Origin of the sequence: Burkholderia sp. RF2-non_BP3 (assembly GCF_001522185.1) — a bacterium.
GTDB classification, from domain to species: Bacteria; Pseudomonadota; Gammaproteobacteria; order Burkholderiales; family Burkholderiaceae; genus Burkholderia; species Burkholderia diffusa.
The window spans coordinates 22,195-38,983 of record NZ_LOSU01000002.1 but is presented as its reverse complement, the minus strand read 5'-3'; the positions used below and the strand labels follow the sequence as shown (position 1 = coordinate 38,983).

Below are 16,789 nucleotides of genomic sequence, written 5' to 3'. Positions count from 1 at the left end.
GATCTCGGCGACGGACGCCGCGCCTCGCGATCGCGAGACTATTCTTTCTTGCGGTCCGCCTCCGCCAGCATCGCCTCCCCGATCGCGAGATTCCCGTCCGCGATCAGCGCGTCGCCCGCGCCGCGGATATCGTCGACCGCCTTGTTCTGCCCGAGCTTGCGCTTGCCGACGAGCCGCGTGATCTCGATCTGCAGCCCGACGATCGACTGCAGCATCGTGTCGAGATAGTCCTTCGGCGCGTCGGTCATCTTCCACGGCGCCGGCTGCGACGCCTCGTGCGTGCGCGTCAGCCGCGCGACCACGCCGCGCACGAACTTCTCGTCGTCGCGCACCGTGATGCGGCCGTATGCATGCACGACCACGTAGTTCCACGTCGGCACCTGTCGATGCGCCGCGTGCTTGCTCGGGTACCAGTTCGGCGAGATGTACGCGTCGCCGGCGCGGAAGATCACGAGCACCTCGTCGCCGTTCGCGACCTCCTGCCAGACCGGATTCGCCCGCGCGACGTGCGCATGCAGCTCGCCGAGGCCGCCGTCGGCCGGCAGCAATTCGAACGGGAGGTGGTTCGCGTCGAGCCCGCCCTTCCCGTGCGTGACCAGGCTGCCGAACGGATGATCGACGATCAGTTCGCGCAGCGCGTCGGGGCGGGATTCGGCGAAATCGGCAGGGACATACATGGCGGCTCCACGGTCGAAAAGGGTTCGGACGGAACAGGCGCAACCGGCCCGTCATGCGCAGATTGTGATCGCTAACTGGTTTATGCTGTAGAGCCGGTTTCGAATAATTTCAGCAGACCAGAATCATGGCCAGAACCGCCCGGATCGTCGAAATCCCGTCGCTCGGCGTGCTCGATCGCGCGGCCGGCGACCTGAGCCGCCAGCTCGCGCAGGCGTTGCGGGACGCGGTGCGACGCGGCGACATGCGGCCCGGCGACACGCTGCCGTCCACGCGGCTGCTCGCGACGTCGCTCCAGGTCGCGCGCGGCACCGTCGTCGATGCGTATGCGCAGCTCGTCGCCGAAGGCTTCCTGGAGTCGCGCGGCGGCGCCGGCACGCGGGTCGCGAACGCGCTGGCCGAGCCCGCTCCGCCGGCCGGTGAACCGCCCGCCGCCCGGCGGCGTGCCGCACACGCCGGACTGCCCGAACCGGCCGCGACGTTCGCGCGGATCGCCCGCGAATTCCGGCCGTTGCCGGCCGTGCCGTTCGCGATCTCGGTGCCGGTCGGGCTCACCGCGCCCGACGACATCTGGCGCCGGCTCGGCAACCGCCTGCGCGCCCGCGGCGCCGGTGCGCCGTCCGGTTACGCGGATCCGCAAGGCGCGCTGCCGCTGCGCGAAGCGATCGCCGATTACGTGCGCCGCTCGCGCTCGGTGCGCTGCAGCGCCGATCAGGTCGTGATCACGAGCGGCACGCAACAGGGGCTGCACCTCGCGAGCCAGGTCCTGCTCGGCCCGAACGATCGCGCGTGGGTCGAGAATCCCGCCTATCGCGGCATCACCGCGCTGCTCGAAAGCACCGGCCGGTGCGACGCGATGGTCCGCGTGCCGGTCGACGCGGACGGCATCGACGTCGACGCCGGCATCCGTCTCGCGCCGAACGCACGCGCGGCGTTCGTCACGCCGTCGCATCAGTACCCGCTCGGGATGCCGATGAGCATGGCACGACGCAACGCGCTGCTCGGCTGGGCGCGCGCGCATCGCGCGTGGGTGGTCGAGGACGACTACGACAGCGAGCTGCGCTACGAAGGCTATCCGTTTCCGTCGCTGCAAGGTCTGGATCCGGAACACGTGATCTATCTCGGCACGTTCAGCAAGATCCTGTTCCCGTCGCTGCGGCTCGGCTACGTGATCGCGCCCGACGATCTCGTGCCCGCGTTCTGCGGTGCGCGCGCGCTGATGGATCGGCACGCGCCGACCGCCGATCAGCACGTGCTCGCCGCCTTCATCGCGGAAGGGCATCTCGACCGCCACATTCGCCGGGTGCGCGGCGTCTACGCGGAACAGCGCGCGCTGCTGATCGACACGCTCGGCGCGCGGCTGCCGCGCGAGCGCGCGTGGGTGCAGCCGGGCGATCAGGGGATGCACGTCGTGCTGTGGCTCGCGCAAGGGATCGACGATCTCGACGTGGTGGCGCGCGCCGCGCAGGCGGGCGTCGCGGTGCGCGCGGTGTCGCCGATGTTCGCGCCGGGCACCGCGCGTCCGGGCCTCGTGCTCGGCTTCGGCGGGTTCGATCGCGCGCGGATGGAAGCGGCCGCGCAGCGGCTCGCGGATGTGGTCGGCGAAGCGGCCGGCACCGTTTCATCGGAAGAATCGCGGCGGCGCACACGACCAAAGGTTGTCCGCGGGAAACAAACGTAATCGTCTGTAAATCCTGCAAGAAAACGGGCTGTTTGACCGCCGGCAACGGTGCGCGGTTTGCTAGGATCGCGCCTTTTCCGCTCGCGCTCCTGCCGTCGTGAATCGCTTCGTGCCGTTTCTTCGTGACCTGTGGCTTCGCTGCCGCACCGGCGCCCGCGTGCTGGGCGCCGGCGCTTGGCATCGCCTGCGCCATCCGACGCGCCGCGGTGTCGCGCTGACGCTCGCCGCGATACCGGTGCTCGGCTTGCTGGTCCTGCTCGCGTTCGTCCCGTTCACGCCGAGCATCGGCGACATCCGCAAGGCGCGCATCGACCGCCCCGCGCGCGTGCTGTCGGCCGACGGTCAGCTGATCGCCGAATTCCGGCCCGTCAATCGCGAATGGGTGCCGCTCAAGCAGATCTCGCCGCACATGGTCGACGCGCTGATCGCGACCGAGGACCACCGCTTCTACGCGCATCACGGCATCGACTGGCGCCGCACGCTCGCGGCCGGGCTGCACACGTTCTCGGGAAGCCGCCAGGGCGGCTCGACGATCACGCAGCAGCTCGCGCGCAACCTGTATCCGGACGAAGTCGGCCGCGCGCCGACGCTCACGCGCAAGGTGAAGGAGCTGATCACCGCGTTCAAGATCGAGACGGTGTACAGCAAGGACGAGATTCTCGAGACCTACCTGAACACGGTGCCGTTCCTGTACAACGCGTACGGCGTCGAGATGGCCGCGCGCACCTATTTCGGCAAGTCGGCGGACCAGCTCGACATCGTCGAAAGCGCGACGCTCGTCGGGATGCTCAAGGGCAACAGCTATTACAACCCGGTGCTGAACCCCGAGCGCGCGGAACAGCGCCGCAACATCGTGCTCTCCCGGATGGCGGCGATGGGCATGCTGTCGCCCCGGCAGCTCGCGCAGTTGCAGCGCCGGCCGCTGCGCGTCGACTTCGAGCCGCAGACCGCGCAGCCTGGCCCGGCCCCGCACTTCGCGGTCCAGCTGCGCAAGTGGCTGATCGCATGGGCCGACCGCAACAACTACGATCTTTACGCCGACGGCCTCGTCGTGCGCACGACGCTCGATGCGCAACTGCAGGACATGGCGACGCAAGCGCTGACGCAGCAGACCGATCGCCTGCAGGCGATCGCCGATAGCGCGTGGCACAACCCGTCCGGCTGCGGGCTGCGCAACGACCTGTTCCGCGGCTTCATCCGGCAGACGCCCGACTATCGCGCCGCGCGCGACGCGGGGCTCGCCGATGCGGCGGCGCTGAAGCAGCTCGGCGCGAATCGCGCGTTCATCCGCGCGTTGTGCGAGCGCAAGACGCAGGTGCAGGCGGGCTTCGTCGCGATCGATCCGCGCAACGGCGCGATTCGCGCGTGGGTCGGCAGCCCCGATTTCGGCAGCGAGCCGTTCGATCACGTCGTGCAGGCGCGACGCCAGCCGGGCTCGACGTTCAAGCCGTTCGTCTATGGCGCCGCGTTCGCGGACGGCATGCGGCCGGGCGATACGTTCGTCGATCGTCCCGTCGCGATTCCGATCGGCGCGCACGCGGTGTGGCACCCGACCGATGCCGAGCCGCCGACGGACGCGCCGATGACGTTGCGCGACGCGCTTGCGCTGTCGCGCAATCGGATCACCGCGCAGGTAATGCAGCGCGAAGGCGCGGCCAGGGTCGCGCAGCTCGCGCGCGCGATGGGCGTGCGCGACAGCGCGCTCGACGCGGTGCCGTCGCTCGCGCTCGGCACGAGCCCCGTCACGCTGAAGGAAATGGTGTCCGCGTACGGGACGATCGCGAACCGCGGCGTGTACGTCGCGCCGCAGATGATCACGCGCATCGAGGACCGCGACGGCAAGGTGCTCGCCGCGTTCGGCAGCGCGCCGCCCGAACGCGCGCTGCCGGTGGCCGCGGCCCAGACGCTGGTCGACGTGATGCGCGGCGTCGTCGATTACGGGACCGGCGCCGACATCCGCTCTCGCTACGGGATTCGCGTCGACGTCGCGGGCAAGACCGGCACGACGCAGGACAACACGGACGGCTGGTTCATCCTGATGCATCCGCAACTGGTGGCCGGTGCGTGGGTCGGCTTCGACGACGGTAGCGTGACGCTGCGCAGCGACTACTGGGGCGCGGGCGCACACAGCGCGCTGCCGATCGTCGGCTCGTTCTACGATGCGGCGTTGCGTGCGCGCGCGATCGATCCGCGTGCGCAGTTCTCGCCCGATTTTCGGCCGCGCAGTGCGCCGGCACCGGTGCCGAAGCGACATCCGCACCCCGGCCTGTTCGACTGGCTGAAAATCTTCCGCTGAGCACCACTCGACAATGACGCTTCGTCATCCTTGACGAAGCGATCCCGGCACGCATCGCGCATCGTCGACGCGTTCGCGCGCGTCGCCACCGCGTGGCGTTTCGCGTTCCGCGACTGCACGCCGTACGATTTTGCGGGCGACCTGCGTCAGGCCCCGAACGATGCGCGGGCGGGCGGATGCGGCCGACAACGCGCTCAGGCCGCCGCGAGCGTCGCGGCCAGTGCATCGAACTGGCGCACCCGCCGTATCGCCTTCGTCGGACCGGCTGTCGTCAGTCCGCCGTGTCGCCGTTCTTCGGCAGCTTCGACCATGCGTTGCGCCCCGGCGCCGGCGACCATGCCGGACGCGTCTTGCGCGCGCTGTCGATCACGGCCAGGTAGCGGCCGGCGATCGGCGTGATGTCGCGATCGCGGCGCAACACCCACAATGATTTGCCGGCCTCGACGCGCGCCTGATAGTCGTCGTCGAGGATGCCGTGCGTGTCGAGGAACGTGTTCAGCGACGCAGGAATCCGCACGCAGCCTTTCGAATGCCGGATGCCGAGCAGCGGCTCGAGGCGATCGGGGTCGGTCGCGTGCATCTGGAAGCGCATCGGCGACTTGCCGCCCTTGCCCCAGCCGCGCTCGCCGTCCACCCAGCCGAAGTCGTAGATGCGCATGTCGCGCTTGCCGTAGCCGCGAATGCCGTTGTCGTTCGTCGTGCCTTCCGCGCGGAAATCCATGTTGTCGGGCGAGTGGTGGAACACGCCGAGCGGCGTCAGGAAGTGATCGTATTTGCCGGGCCAGCCGGTGCCGACCGGCGACGCGCCGATCATCAACCACGCATTGGACGGTGTCGCGCGGAAGTAGATGAACAGCGCCTGAACGTTCGGCGCACGGTCGACGAGCGCAACGTATTCGCCGGCCAGATCGCCTAGATCCGCATCGGCGAGCGCGTTCTGAAGGCGATCGCCATACGCGCGCTGCTCGCTCGCGGGCACGTTCAGGCGCCGCGTGACTTCCTGCGTGAAGCGCTTGCGCATGTCGATCGCACGCGCGGTTGCGTTCCTCGCCTCCTCGGCCGACAACGGCGGGTGCCGCCGCGGCGGCGTCGGTGCGGGTGCTTCGGCTTCGCTTGCCGGTGTGGCGGATGCCGCCGATGCCGGAGAGGCCGCGGACGCGGCGGATGCAGCGGACGCGGCGGAAGCCGGCGCTGCCTCCGACGACACATGTGCCGGCGAAGCCGGATGCGCAGCCGAAGCAGTTGATGAGGATGACGTAGCAGTGGCCGACGGCACGTCGGACGCGGCAACGGCCGGCCGCGCGACAAGAACGGAGATCGGGACAGCGGCCGCGAGCCACACATACGTGGCGACCGCGAGGGTACGGCAACGCGGCCTGGATAACCGCCGCGTCAGGTCGGAGAGCATCATGCAATCGAAGCCATCGGCCGATCCGGCCATCGCACGTGGCGAACGGCGCATCTCCCGCGCAAGCCATCGACACGCCGGCGGCACGCATGTGCCCGGCGCCGACGCCTCTTCGCGGTGGAGTCGTTCGCAGTACAACGCGTTCGGTCCAATGGCGGCTAGTGAGTCGTCAGGTCTTCCATTCTACCCGCGCGAACACGAATCGGCAGGGCCGAACCCCCGGTTTCGCGGCGGTGTTGCGCTTCGTCACGCTTTGTTTCAACTCGTTGCCGCTTGCTTGTCACCCGCGTGCCGCACGCGACACGCGAGTGCGCAACCGGCGTCTACTTCGAAATGGTTTCGAGCGCGATGCCTTTGGTACGCGGCCCCATGAACCCGATCGCGGCCATCACGATCACCATCGCGCCGGCAATGAACGCGAACACGCCGAACGTGCCGAAGCCCTTCAGCACGGCCGCGATCACGAACGACGAGAAGATCGCCGAGAAGCGGCTCCACGAGTAGACGAAGCCCACCGCGCGCGCGCGGATCGACGTCGGGAACAGCTCGGCCTGATATGCGTGGAAGCTGTACGACATGATGTTGCTCGCGAGCGTGAGGCCGATGCCGAGCACGATCAGGAACGCGCCCGCCGTCGTCTGGCTGAACAGCAGCCCGCAGACGACGATCGCCGCCGCCATCGCGACGATCACCGACTTGCGCTCGAAGCGGTCGGCGATCACGAGGCCGATCAGCGGGCCGAGCGGCGCCGCGAGCGCGATCACGCTCGAATACATGAGACTCGACGTGATCGTGATGCCCTGCTTGATCAGCAGCGTCGGCACCCAGTTCGCGAAGCCGTAGAAACCGACCGTCTGGAACACGTTGAAGATCGTCATCATGATCGTGCGGCTGCGATACGGCGGCACCCACATGTCGCGGAAGCTGCCGCGCGGCGGCACCGGCTCGGCCGGCGCGGGCGGCGGCAGCGGCCGGCCATATTCGGCTTCGACCTTCGCCTCGAGCGCGCGCATGATGCGATCGGCTTCGTCGACGCGCCCCTGCTGCGCGAGCCACCGCGGGCTCTCGGGCAACTCGCGGCGAATCCACCACACGAACAGCGCGCCGTGCGCGCCGATCAGCACGACCCAGCGCCAGCCGTCGAGGCCGAGCGGTGCGTGCGGCACGAGCAGGTACGCGAGGAACGCGACCACCGGCACCGCGACGAAGCCGACCGCCTGCTCGCACGCGAACGCGCGGCCGCGGATCTGCTTCGGCACGAGTTCGGAGATGTACGTGCCGATCGTCACCATCTCGACGCCGAGGCCGAGACCGACGACGAAGCGCCAGAAATTCAATCCGCCCGCCGTGTCCTGGAACGCCATCACGACGTTGGCGGCCGTGTACCACAACAGCGACCACGTGAAGATCGCGCGGCGGCCGAAGCGGTCCGCGAGGAAGCCGCATGCGATCGTGCCGATGAAGAGGCCGGAGAACAGCGCGGCGATGAAGCTCGCGACGCCCGTGGTGCCGAACAGGCCGTGCGTCGTCGCGGACAGGATCCCGCTTTTCACGAGGCCCGGCGCGACGTAACCGCTGTACAGCAGATCGTAGAGTTCGAAGAAGAAGCCGAGGCTCAGCAGCACGACGAGCTTCCAGACGCTGCGGGTCGGCGGCAGGCGATCGAGGCGGGCCGAAATCGAGCCGGCGTCGATGGAAGAGGACGAGGCGGCTGCCGGTGGAAAGCTGTCCGTTGAGACCATCTTGGTCGTGTCTCCTGATCGTGTCGTATGTTTTGTTGTCCGGCGGCCAGCGGGCCGCCGTCGGGCGATTCGCTGCATTGTACCGGCACGCCGCGCGGGCCGCGCGGCGTGGCGAACCGGTTCGGACAACCCACTTTCGCGGCGGGTATTGTGTAAATTGCGTAACCGTCTGTCGGATCTGTAAGGTTCGTCGGCGTCGCGACGTTTCGCTGCCGGACTGCGAACGCAACCCGTCACGGCCCCGCCGGCAGGGGCTCGCGGGGCCATCGCATGCCCGCGCGGGCATCACGGTACGCGCCAGGCAAGATGCACGATCGGCAGCGCCGCGGCCGCCATGCCCCGGTAACATGCTACCGGGCCAACTCCCGGCTTCCGGGCGCCTTGCGGCGCCCGTCATTGTCGGCAAAACGTAAGCACTCCATGTCCATACAACGACTATCCACGTACGCACGCCGGATCGCGCTGTTCGCACTGCTGCAGTTCGCGGCCATCGCGACCGCGTCGGCATTTCCGACGGCCGCGTCCGCCCCGGGCGCGAGCGGCGTCGGCGTCCCCGTGCCGACGATTTCGCTCGGCGACGCCGTTGCGCAACTCAAGCAGATGCAGGTGCAGCAGGACCGCATCAAGCAGCAGACGTCGAACGCGACCAACAGCAAGGAGCTCGACGAACTCGGCGACGCGACCCAGGAACTGAGCGCCGACGTCGACAAGCTGCAGAGCCAGCTCGCGCCGCAGCGCACGCAGGTCCAGGCGCAGCTCGACGTGCTCGGCCCGCCGCCGGCCCCGGGCGCATCGCCCGAAACACCCGCCGTCGCACAGCAGCGGGCGACACTGAACGCGCGCAAGGCGCAGATCGACGCGGCGCTGAAGCAGGCCGCCGACCAGAAGACCAACCTCGCGAACCTGAACGACCAGTTCTCGAAGCTGCACCGCAGCTTGCTGAAGAACCAGCTTGCGTTCCGTTCCGGCAGCATCTTCGGCGCGCAGTTCTGGCTGCCGCTGTTCCATCTGTCGCCGGACGACGTCCAGCGGCTCGACGATTTCAACGACGAACTGCGCGACATGCTGCGTTCGTCCTGGACACCCGGCCAGCGCGCGCTCACCACGCTGCTGGTGATCGCCGCGCTCGCGGCCTGGCTCGGCGGCCGCCGCATCGTCGAACGCGGGCTTGCGTGGTTCTGCCTGAACCGCCTGCCGCCCACGCGGCTGCGCCGCAGTGCGCTGGCGCTGGCGACGGCGTTCTCGACGCTGCTCGCGACCGCGGTCGCCGTCCAGATCCTCTATCTCGCGCTCGCCCGCCACGCCGAGCTCACGTCGTCGATGACCGATCTGTGGGACCAGTTCGCGAAGCTCGCCGTGACCTGCGCGCTGATCGCCGGCCTCGGCCGTGCGCTGCTTTGCACGAAGCATCCGTCGTGGCGGCTGCCCGCGCTCGCCGATCCCGTCGCGCTCGCGATGAGGCCGTTCCCCGGTGTGCTGGCCGCGCTGCTGCTGATGTCGGGCACGCTCGAATCGATCAACCGGATCGTCGATACCAGCCTGTCCGTCACGCTGTTCGGCCGCGGCATCGTCTCGCTCGTCGTCGCGCTGACCGTCGGCGCGTCGATCCTGCGCGCGAATCGCGTCCGCAGCGCGCTTGCGGCATCCGGCGAGGCGCCCGAAGATCGCTCGACGCTCGCGGGGCTGATCCATGCGGGCGTCACGCTGGCGATCGTCGTGTCGCTCGGCGCGCTGCTGATCGGCTACATCACGGTCGCACGCTTCATCACGTACGAGCTCGTGTGGTTCGAGATCGTGCTGTGCAGCGTCTACATCATGACGCAGCTGACGCGCGACGCGAGCGAAAGCCTGTTCTCCGCGAACCTGTCGACCGGCAAGCAGATCAAGCACCTGTTCGCGCTCGACGACCGGCATCTCGACCAGGCCCACACCGTCGTGTCCGGTCTCGGCACGAGCCTGCTGATGCTGGTCGCGGCGATCGCGTTACTGACGGGCGGTTTCGGCACGACGCCGAGCGACCTGCTCGACAGCGCGGTCGCGATGATCGGCGGCCAGCGGCTGCAAAGCCTGAACATCATGCCCGACCGGATCATGAACGCGGTGATCGGGTTCGCGATCGGCTTCTACCTGCTGCGCTCGGTGCGGCGCTGGCTCGACAGCGAGTTCATGCCGGCACTCGGCATGGATGCGGGAATGCGCGTGTCGCTGATCACGTTGTTCACCAACGTCGGCTACGTGCTGCTCGTGCTGATGACGCTGGGGCTGCTCGGCGTCAAGTGGAGCAACCTCGCGTGGATCGTCAGCGCGCTGTCGGTCGGTATCGGTTTCGGCCTGCAGGAGATCGTGAAGAACTTCGTGTCGGGACTGATCCTGCTGACCGAGCGGCCGGTGAAGGTCGGCGACATGGTCAGCATCGCGGGCGTCGAAGGCGACATCCGCCGCATCAACGTGCGCGCGACCGAGATCCAGCTCAGCGACCGCTCGACCGTGATCGTGCCGAACTCGCAGCTTATCTCGCAGAACGTGCGCAACGTGACGATGGGCAACAGCACGCAGGGCGTCGCGACGCTGATGCTGACGTTCCCGCTGAACACCGACCCCGAGCAGGTGCGCGACCTGCTGCTCGATGCATATCGCGAGCATCCGGCGATTCTCGACAAGCCGGCGCCGTCGGTCACGTTCAGCCAGCTGGCGCCGGACGGGATCACGCTGAGCGTCACAGGCTACGTGGCGAGCCCGCGGATCGCGAGCGCGACGAAGAGCGACCTGCTGTTCGAGATCCTGAAGCAGTTGCGGGCGTCGCAGATCACGCTGTCGACGCCGCAGATGCTGGTCGTGCAGAACATGCCGGCAGTCGACGGATCCACCCGGCACGAATGAATACGTGATCGGGCGGGCGCGGATCGGGCATCGCCGCGCACGCATCGCCGAAAACGACAAGGGCCGGTTACCGCTTTCGCGGCAACCGGCCCTTGCCCTTGTCATTCGAACGTCAACGCGCCCTGACGGGCCGCTGCGTCACACGTCGAACTTCACGCCCTGCGCCAACGGCAACTGACGGCTGTAATTGATCGTGTTCGTCGCACGGCGCATGTACGCCTTCCACGCATCCGAACCCGACTCGCGGCCGCCGCCCGTTTCCTTCTCGCCGCCGAACGCGCCGCCGATCTCCGCGCCGCTCGTGCCGATGTTCACGTTGACGATCCCGCAATCGCTGCCCGCCGCCGACATGAACTGCTCGGCCTCGCGCATGTCGTTCGTGAAGATCGCCGACGACAGGCCCTGCGGCACCGCGTTGTGCACGTCGATCGCGTCTTCGAAGTTGTCGTAGACCATCACGTAGAGAATCGGCGCGAACGTCTCGCGCTCGACCACCGCCGATTGCTTCGGCATCCGTACGATGGCCGGACGCACGTAGTACGCATCCGCGTGACCGACATCGATGCGCTCGCCGCCCTTCACTTCGCCGCCCTGCTCGCGTGCGTCGGCCAGCGCCTTCTGCATCGCGTCGAACGACGCACGGTCGACCAGCGGGCCGACGAGCGTGCCTTCCTCGAGCGGGTTGCCGACCTTCACCGACGCATAGGCCTTCTCGATGCGCGGCAGCAACTGGTCGACGACGCTGCGATGCACGATCAGGCGGCGCAGCGTCGTGCAACGCTGGCCGGCCGTGCCGACCGCCGCGAACGTGACGGCGCGCACCACGAGGTCGAGGTCGGCGCTCGGCGCGACGATCATCCCGTTGTTGCCGCCGAGTTCGAGGATGCCGCGCGCGAGACGCTGGCTCAGCACCTTCGCGACTTCCGTGCCCATCCGCACGCTGCCGGTCGCGCTGATGACCGGCACCTTCTTCGACGACGTCAGCACCTCGCCGACGTCGCGCATGCCGAGCACGAGCTGGCTCAGGCCTTCCGGCGCGACGCCCGGATGCGTCTTGTCGAATTCGCGCAGCGCCTTGGCGAGCAGCTGGTGACATGCGATCGCGGTGAGCGGCGTCTTTTCCGACGGCTTCCACACGACCGGATCGCCGCACACGAACGCGAGCGCGGCATTCCACGCCCACACCGCGACCGGGAAGTTGAACGCCGAGATCACGCCGCACACGCCGATCGGGTGCCACGTCTCCATCATCCGGTGACCCGGGCGCTCGGACGCGATGGTCAGGCCGTAAAGCTGACGCGACAGGCCGACCGCGAAGTCGCAGATGTCGATCATTTCCTGCACTTCGCCGAGCCCTTCCGACGTGATCTTGCCGGCTTCGAGCGTGACGAGGCGGCCGAGCTCGGCCTTGTGCTCGCGCAGCACGTTGCCGAACACGCGCACGAGCTCGCCGCGCACCGGCGCCGGCACCGTGCGCCACTTGAGGAATGCGTCGTGCGCGGCGTCGATCTTGCGCTCGGCGTCGGCGGGCGAGTCCACCGCCAGCGTCGCGAGCGTCGCGCCGTCGAGCGGCGAACGCGCGGTCAGCGCATTGCCTTTCCACTGGGCGAGATCGATGTCGAGCGCAGCAAGAATGTCGTTGAATTGCATCACTTCCTCTTCAGGGACAGATTGATCGGTGCGGCGGCGACGCCGCCCGCGTGATTCGATTGGAGCGCGTTCGCGCGCCCTGTGCAAGCGGATGCGCAGCTCGGCAGGCCCGGTGCGCCGCCTGGCGCATCGCGCGGCGCCGCCGCCGGAAACCCGGCCTGACGGCACGCCCCGGCCTCGCGAGGCACGATCCATGAGACACATTGTCGATGGCCACAAGTCGGGCCGCTATTGATATTAACTCACGACTTCATTCCCAAAACGCAACACCTCGGCAGGACCGATCCGCCCGTTTCGACGCCGGCATGGGACGTATCCAGGGCCGATGGCCGGGCCGCCCGACCCGATTGCGCCGCGCGACAAGTTGATGACAAAGCCGCATCACCCTGTGCGGAAATATCGTTTGCCGCGCATGCGGCCGGCACACACAATCGGGGCGGCGTCGACGAGGTGCACGGCACCCGGCGCGCCGACGGCCGCCCAGCGGCAGCCGGACGACAGACGAAGACGACACGCGTCGCGCACCGCTGCACCGCTGCACCGGTAAATCCGGTCGATCCGGTGGATCCGGATCAAGCCCGCGAAGCAGTGTCGCCGACCGCCGGCCGGCCGCCGACGCGTCGCCCTTCGTCACCAAAAAACAATCCCGGAGACAGCGCCCAGCACCCGCCATGCATTCAGATGCCCGCCCCGACTCGCCCCGTCCGTCCGGCTCGCCGCCCGCGAAGCCGTCCCTCCACCGCGCGCTGCAGGCGCGTCATCTGCGGATGATCGCGATCGGCGGCTCGATCGGCACGGGCCTGTTCGTGGCGTCCGGCGCGTCGATCTCGCAAGCCGGCCCCGGCGGCGCGATGCTCGCGTACATGCTGATCGGCCTGATGGTCTACTTCCTGATGACGAGCCTCGGCGAAATGGCCGCGTTCATGCCGGTGTCGGGCTCGTTCGCGACCTACGGCGCGAAATTCGTCGACGAAGGCTTCGGTTTCGCGCTCGGCTGGAACTACTGGTACAGCTGGGCCGTGACGCTCGCGGTCGAACTCGTCGCCGCGCAGCTCGTGATGCACTACTGGTTTCCGCACGTGCCGGGCGTCTGGTGGAGCGCGATCTTCCTCACGCTGATCTTCGCGCTCAACGCGCTGTCGGTACGCGGTTTCGGGGAAGCCGAATACTGGTTCGCGCTGATCAAGGTGCTGACGGTGGTCGCGTTCGTCGGCATCGGCCTGTTGATGATCTTCGGGATCATGCAAGGCGGCCCGAGCGCGGGCTGGGGCAACTTCACGATCGGCGACGCGCCCTTCGCGGGCGGTTGGGCAACGATGCTCGGCGTCGCGATGATCGCGGGCTTCTCGTTCCAGGGCACCGAAATGATCGGCGTCGCGGCCGGCGAATCGGAGAATCCGCGCACGACGATCCCGCGCGCGGTCAGCCAGATCTTCTGGCGCATCCTGCTGTTCTACGTGTTCGCGATCTTCGTGATCGGCGTGCTGATTCCGTACACGGACCCGAGCCTGCTGAAGAGCGACGTGACCGACGTCGGCGTGAGCCCGTTCACGCTCGTGTTCCGCCATGCGGGCCTCGCGTTCGCGGCCGGCGTGATGAACGCGGTGATCCTGACGGCCGTGCTGTCGGCCGGCAACTCCGGCATGTACGCGTCGACGCGGATGCTCTACAACCTCGCGGTCGAAGGCCGCGCGCCGAAGCTGTTCGCGAAGCTGTCGCCGGGCGGCGTGCCGCGCAACGCGCTGTACGCGACGACCGCCGTCGGCGCGCTGTGCTTCCTCACGTCGCTGTATGGCGACAAGACGGTGTACCTGTGGCTGCTGAACACGTCGGGCATGGCCGGTTTCATCACGTGGCTCGGCATCGCGGTCAGCCATTACCGGTTCCGCAAGGGCTTCCTGAAGCAGGGCTTTCGGCTCGACCAGTTGCCATACCGGTCGAAGTGGTTTCCGTTCGGCCCGCTGTTCGCATTCGCGTTGTGCGCCATCGTCGCGCTCGGCCAGGACTACCAGGCGTTCCTCGCCGACAGGATCGACTGGGCCGGCATCGCCGCGACCTACATCGGCCTGCCGTTCTTCCTCGCGATCTGGCTCGGCTACGCGCTGGTGCGCAAATGCCGCCTCGTCCGCTACGAGGACATGGAGATCGCGCCGTGGATCGAGCGCAACGCGCCGACCGAGGCGACGGTAAAGGCCGATGCCGGCTATCCGGCCTACGTCGCCGCCCCGGCCAACCCGACGCCGGGCGCCTGACGCCCGGTCGCGCAACGGCCGCCGCCCGATCGCCGCGGCCGTTGCACTGAAAACCCCATTCGACGCGGCGCGCGCGTTCAGGCAAGATCGACGCGCGCCGTTCGTTTTTCCGCCGTCACGAATCCCCGAAAACGCATGCAGAACTTCTACGAAGCCACCGTTACCCGCCAGCCCTACCCGCAACTGACCGGCACGATCGACACGCAGGTCTGCATCGTCGGCGGCGGCCTCGCCGGCCTGTGCACGGCGCTCGGCCTCGTCGAGCGCGGCGTGCGGGACGTCGTCGTGCTCGACGGCGAGCGGGTCGGCTTCGGCGCATCGGGCCGCAACGGCGGCTTCGTGTTCGGCGGCTACAGCCTCGACAACGCGGACCTGCTGCGCACGCTCGGCCGCGACGAAGGCCGCCGCCTGTACCGGCTCACCGTCGATGCGGTCGACCTGATCCGCGCGCGGATCGCCCGCTACGGAATCGACTGCGACATCGTCGACGAGGGCGTGATGCTCGCGAACTGGTTCGACGATCCATCGCGGCTCGACGGCGTGCGCACGCTGATGAAGCAGGAATTCAACGTCGACTGGGAACCGGTCGCAACCGACGCGCTGCGCGCGCGGCTGAAAACGCAGCGCTATTACGGCGGCCTGTTCGAGCCGAACGCGTTCCACTTCCATCCGCTCAAGTACGTGCTCGGCGTCGCGGCGGCCGCATCGTGCGGCGGCGCGCGCGTGTTCGAACGCTCGGCCGCGCTCGGCATCGCGCGCGAAGGCGCCGGCTACGTCGTGCGCACGGCGCAGGGCACGGTGCGCGCGAAGGACGTCGTGTTCGCCGGCGGCGGTTACGCGCGCGGCGTGTCGCCGCGCATCGAGCGCGCGGTGCTGCCGATCGCGACTTACGTGATCGCGACCGAACCGCTCGGCACGCGCCTGCCGGACGCGATCGACGCGCCGTACGCGATCTACGACACGCGTTTCGCGTTCGACTACTACCGTCCGCTGAAGGACACGCGCATTCTGTGGGGCGGCCGGATCTCCGTGCTCGACCGCGGCCCCGACGCGATCGCGCGGCTGCTGCGACGCGACCTGCTGCGCGTGTATCCGCAGCTCGAAGGCGTGAAGGTCGAATACGCCTGGGGCGGGCTGATGAGCTACGCGCGGCACAAGATGCCGCAGATCGGCCGCGACGCGGACGGCGTGTGGCACGCGATCGCATTCGGCGGTCACGGGATGGCGCCCACCACCGTCGCCGGCGAAGCGCTCGCCGCCGCGCTTGCCGGCGAGCGGCCCGTGCCGGAAGGCTTCGCCGCGTTCGGGCTCACGCGCACGTTCGGGCTCGCGGGCCTCGCCGCCGCGCAGCTCACGTACACCGCGTACCAGGCCCGCGACGCGCTCGCGTCGTGCCGGCGCTGAGCGGCAGCAGCAGCCGAAACCGCCCGGCCGATTAGAGCGAAAGGTCGGCCGGGCGGGCATTTCCCGCATGCTAGAATGGTTTCTTCATGCCGCCGCGAACTCACAACAAAGTCACATGAAAGCTGGAAGCAAGGCCGCCACGTCCGAAAGCCGCGCGCTTGCGACCGATGCGCGGCGCAAATACGATCCCGAGCAAACCAAGCGCAACATCCTCGACGTCGCCACGCAGGAGTTTTCCGCGATGGGCCTCGCCGGTGCGCGCGTCGACGCGATCGCCGAGCGCACGAACACGACGAAGCGGATGCTCTACTACTACTTCGAAAGCAAGGAAGGCCTGTACGAGGCCGTGCTGGAGAAGGTGTACGGCGACATCCGCGCGCTCGAGCAGGAACTGCACGTCGGCGACATGGAGCCGCGCGAAGGCATGCGCCGGCTCGTCGAATTCACGTTCGACTATCACGACAAGCATCGCGACTTCGTCCGCCTCGTGTCGATCGAGAACATCCACGGCGCGAAGTATCTCGAACAGCTGAAGTCGTTCAAGAACCGCAACGTCAGCATCATCAAGACGCTCGAGGAACTGCTCGAGCGCGGTGCGGCGAGCGGCGCCTTCCGCAAGGACATCGACGCGTTCGACCTGCATCTGCTGATCAGCTCGTTCTGCTTCCACCGCGTGTCGAACCGTTACACGTTCGGCGCCGCGTTCGGCCGCGATCCGTCGGCGCCGCGGCTGCGCGCGCGACATCGCGAGACGATCACCGACTCCGTGCTGCGCTACGTCGCCGCGTAGGCGCACCGCGC

At 68.4% G+C, this 16,789-nt stretch carries 10 protein-coding genes; 6 read left to right on the top strand and 4 right to left on the bottom strand.

The window, feature by feature from the left end; genetic code table 11:
- Positions 1 to 38 precede the first annotated feature (38 nt).
- Positions 39 to 677 carry an FMN-binding negative transcriptional regulator gene (locus tag WS45_RS00640; RefSeq protein WP_059697585.1) on the bottom strand — a complete coding sequence of 213 codons (639 nt, stop codon included), beginning with the start codon at positions 675 to 677 and terminating at the stop codon, positions 39 to 41.
- A gap of 125 nt (positions 678 to 802) precedes the next feature.
- Here WS45_RS00640 and pdxR point away from each other — a divergent pair, with 125 nt between their 5' ends.
- Positions 803 to 2,356 (top strand): MocR-like pyridoxine biosynthesis transcription factor PdxR, encoded by a 1,554-nt coding sequence (gene pdxR / locus WS45_RS00635; RefSeq protein WP_059697583.1) that lies wholly within the window; start codon positions 803 to 805, stop codon positions 2,354 to 2,356.
- Positions 2,357 to 2,453: 97 nt separating this feature from the next.
- Positions 2,454 to 4,652, top strand: coding sequence for a penicillin-binding protein 1A (locus WS45_RS00630; protein ID WP_059697580.1), 2,199 nt, complete (start codon positions 2,454 to 2,456; stop codon positions 4,650 to 4,652).
- A gap of 271 nt (positions 4,653 to 4,923) precedes the next feature.
- On the opposite strand, the gene WS45_RS00625 is transcribed toward WS45_RS00630, so the two are convergent.
- A complete protein-coding gene (locus WS45_RS00625) occupies positions 4,924 to 6,114 on the bottom strand; it encodes a hypothetical protein (RefSeq protein WP_059697578.1) in 1,191 nt (396 codons plus the stop codon).
- Between the two features lie 269 nt (positions 6,115 to 6,383).
- Complete coding sequence (locus WS45_RS00620) at positions 6,384 to 7,802, bottom strand: MFS transporter (RefSeq protein WP_059697576.1); 1,419 nt, start codon at positions 7,800 to 7,802, stop codon at positions 6,384 to 6,386.
- Between the two features lie 420 nt (positions 7,803 to 8,222).
- Between WS45_RS00620 and WS45_RS00615 the strand changes: the two genes are divergently transcribed.
- Complete coding sequence (locus WS45_RS00615) at positions 8,223 to 10,682, top strand: DUF3772 domain-containing protein (protein ID WP_059697574.1); 2,460 nt, start codon at positions 8,223 to 8,225, stop codon at positions 10,680 to 10,682.
- Between the two features lie 138 nt (positions 10,683 to 10,820).
- On the opposite strand, the gene amaB is transcribed toward WS45_RS00615, so the two are convergent.
- Entirely contained in the window at positions 10,821 to 12,332 is a 1,512-nt protein-coding gene (gene amaB, locus WS45_RS00610; protein ID WP_059697572.1) for an L-piperidine-6-carboxylate dehydrogenase, read from the bottom strand.
- 671 nt (positions 12,333 to 13,003) lie between these two features.
- Between amaB and WS45_RS00605 the strand changes: the two genes are divergently transcribed.
- The 3 genes from WS45_RS00605 to WS45_RS00595 all read left to right on the top strand — a co-directional run bounded on the left by WS45_RS00605 (position 13,004) and on the right by WS45_RS00595 (position 16,778).
- Positions 13,004 to 14,584 (top strand): amino acid permease, encoded by a 1,581-nt coding sequence (locus WS45_RS00605; protein WP_059697570.1) that lies wholly within the window; start codon positions 13,004 to 13,006, stop codon positions 14,582 to 14,584.
- A gap of 135 nt (positions 14,585 to 14,719) precedes the next feature.
- Positions 14,720 to 15,988: an NAD(P)/FAD-dependent oxidoreductase gene (locus tag WS45_RS00600; protein ID WP_059697568.1), complete on the top strand. Its 1,269-nt coding sequence runs from the start codon at positions 14,720 to 14,722 to the stop codon at positions 15,986 to 15,988.
- A 115-nt stretch (positions 15,989 to 16,103) separates the two neighbouring features.
- Positions 16,104 to 16,778 (top strand): TetR family transcriptional regulator, encoded by a 675-nt coding sequence (locus WS45_RS00595; RefSeq protein WP_059464545.1) that lies wholly within the window; start codon positions 16,104 to 16,106, stop codon positions 16,776 to 16,778.
- Positions 16,779 to 16,789 lie beyond the last annotated feature (11 nt).

Coding starts and splice junctions, on each gene's coding strand:
- WS45_RS00640 (WP_059697585.1), bottom strand. CDS start 677: ATGTATGTCCCTGCCGATTTCGCCGAATCCCGCCCCGACGCGCTGCGC.
- WS45_RS00605 (WP_059697570.1), top strand. CDS start 13,004: ATGCATTCAGATGCCCGCCCCGACTCGCCCCGTCCGTCCGGCTCGCCG.
- WS45_RS00595 (WP_059464545.1), top strand. CDS start 16,104: ATGAAAGCTGGAAGCAAGGCCGCCACGTCCGAAAGCCGCGCGCTTGCG.
- WS45_RS00600 (WP_059697568.1), top strand. CDS start 14,720: ATGCAGAACTTCTACGAAGCCACCGTTACCCGCCAGCCCTACCCGCAA.
- WS45_RS00625 (WP_059697578.1), bottom strand. CDS start 6,114: ATGCGCCGTTCGCCACGTGCGATGGCCGGATCGGCCGATGGCTTCGAT.
- WS45_RS00615 (WP_059697574.1), top strand. CDS start 8,223: ATGTCCATACAACGACTATCCACGTACGCACGCCGGATCGCGCTGTTC.
- WS45_RS00620 (WP_059697576.1), bottom strand. CDS start 7,802: ATGGTCTCAACGGACAGCTTTCCACCGGCAGCCGCCTCGTCCTCTTCC.
- pdxR (WP_059697583.1), top strand. CDS start 803: ATGGCCAGAACCGCCCGGATCGTCGAAATCCCGTCGCTCGGCGTGCTC.
- amaB (WP_059697572.1), bottom strand. CDS start 12,332: ATGCAATTCAACGACATTCTTGCTGCGCTCGACATCGATCTCGCCCAG.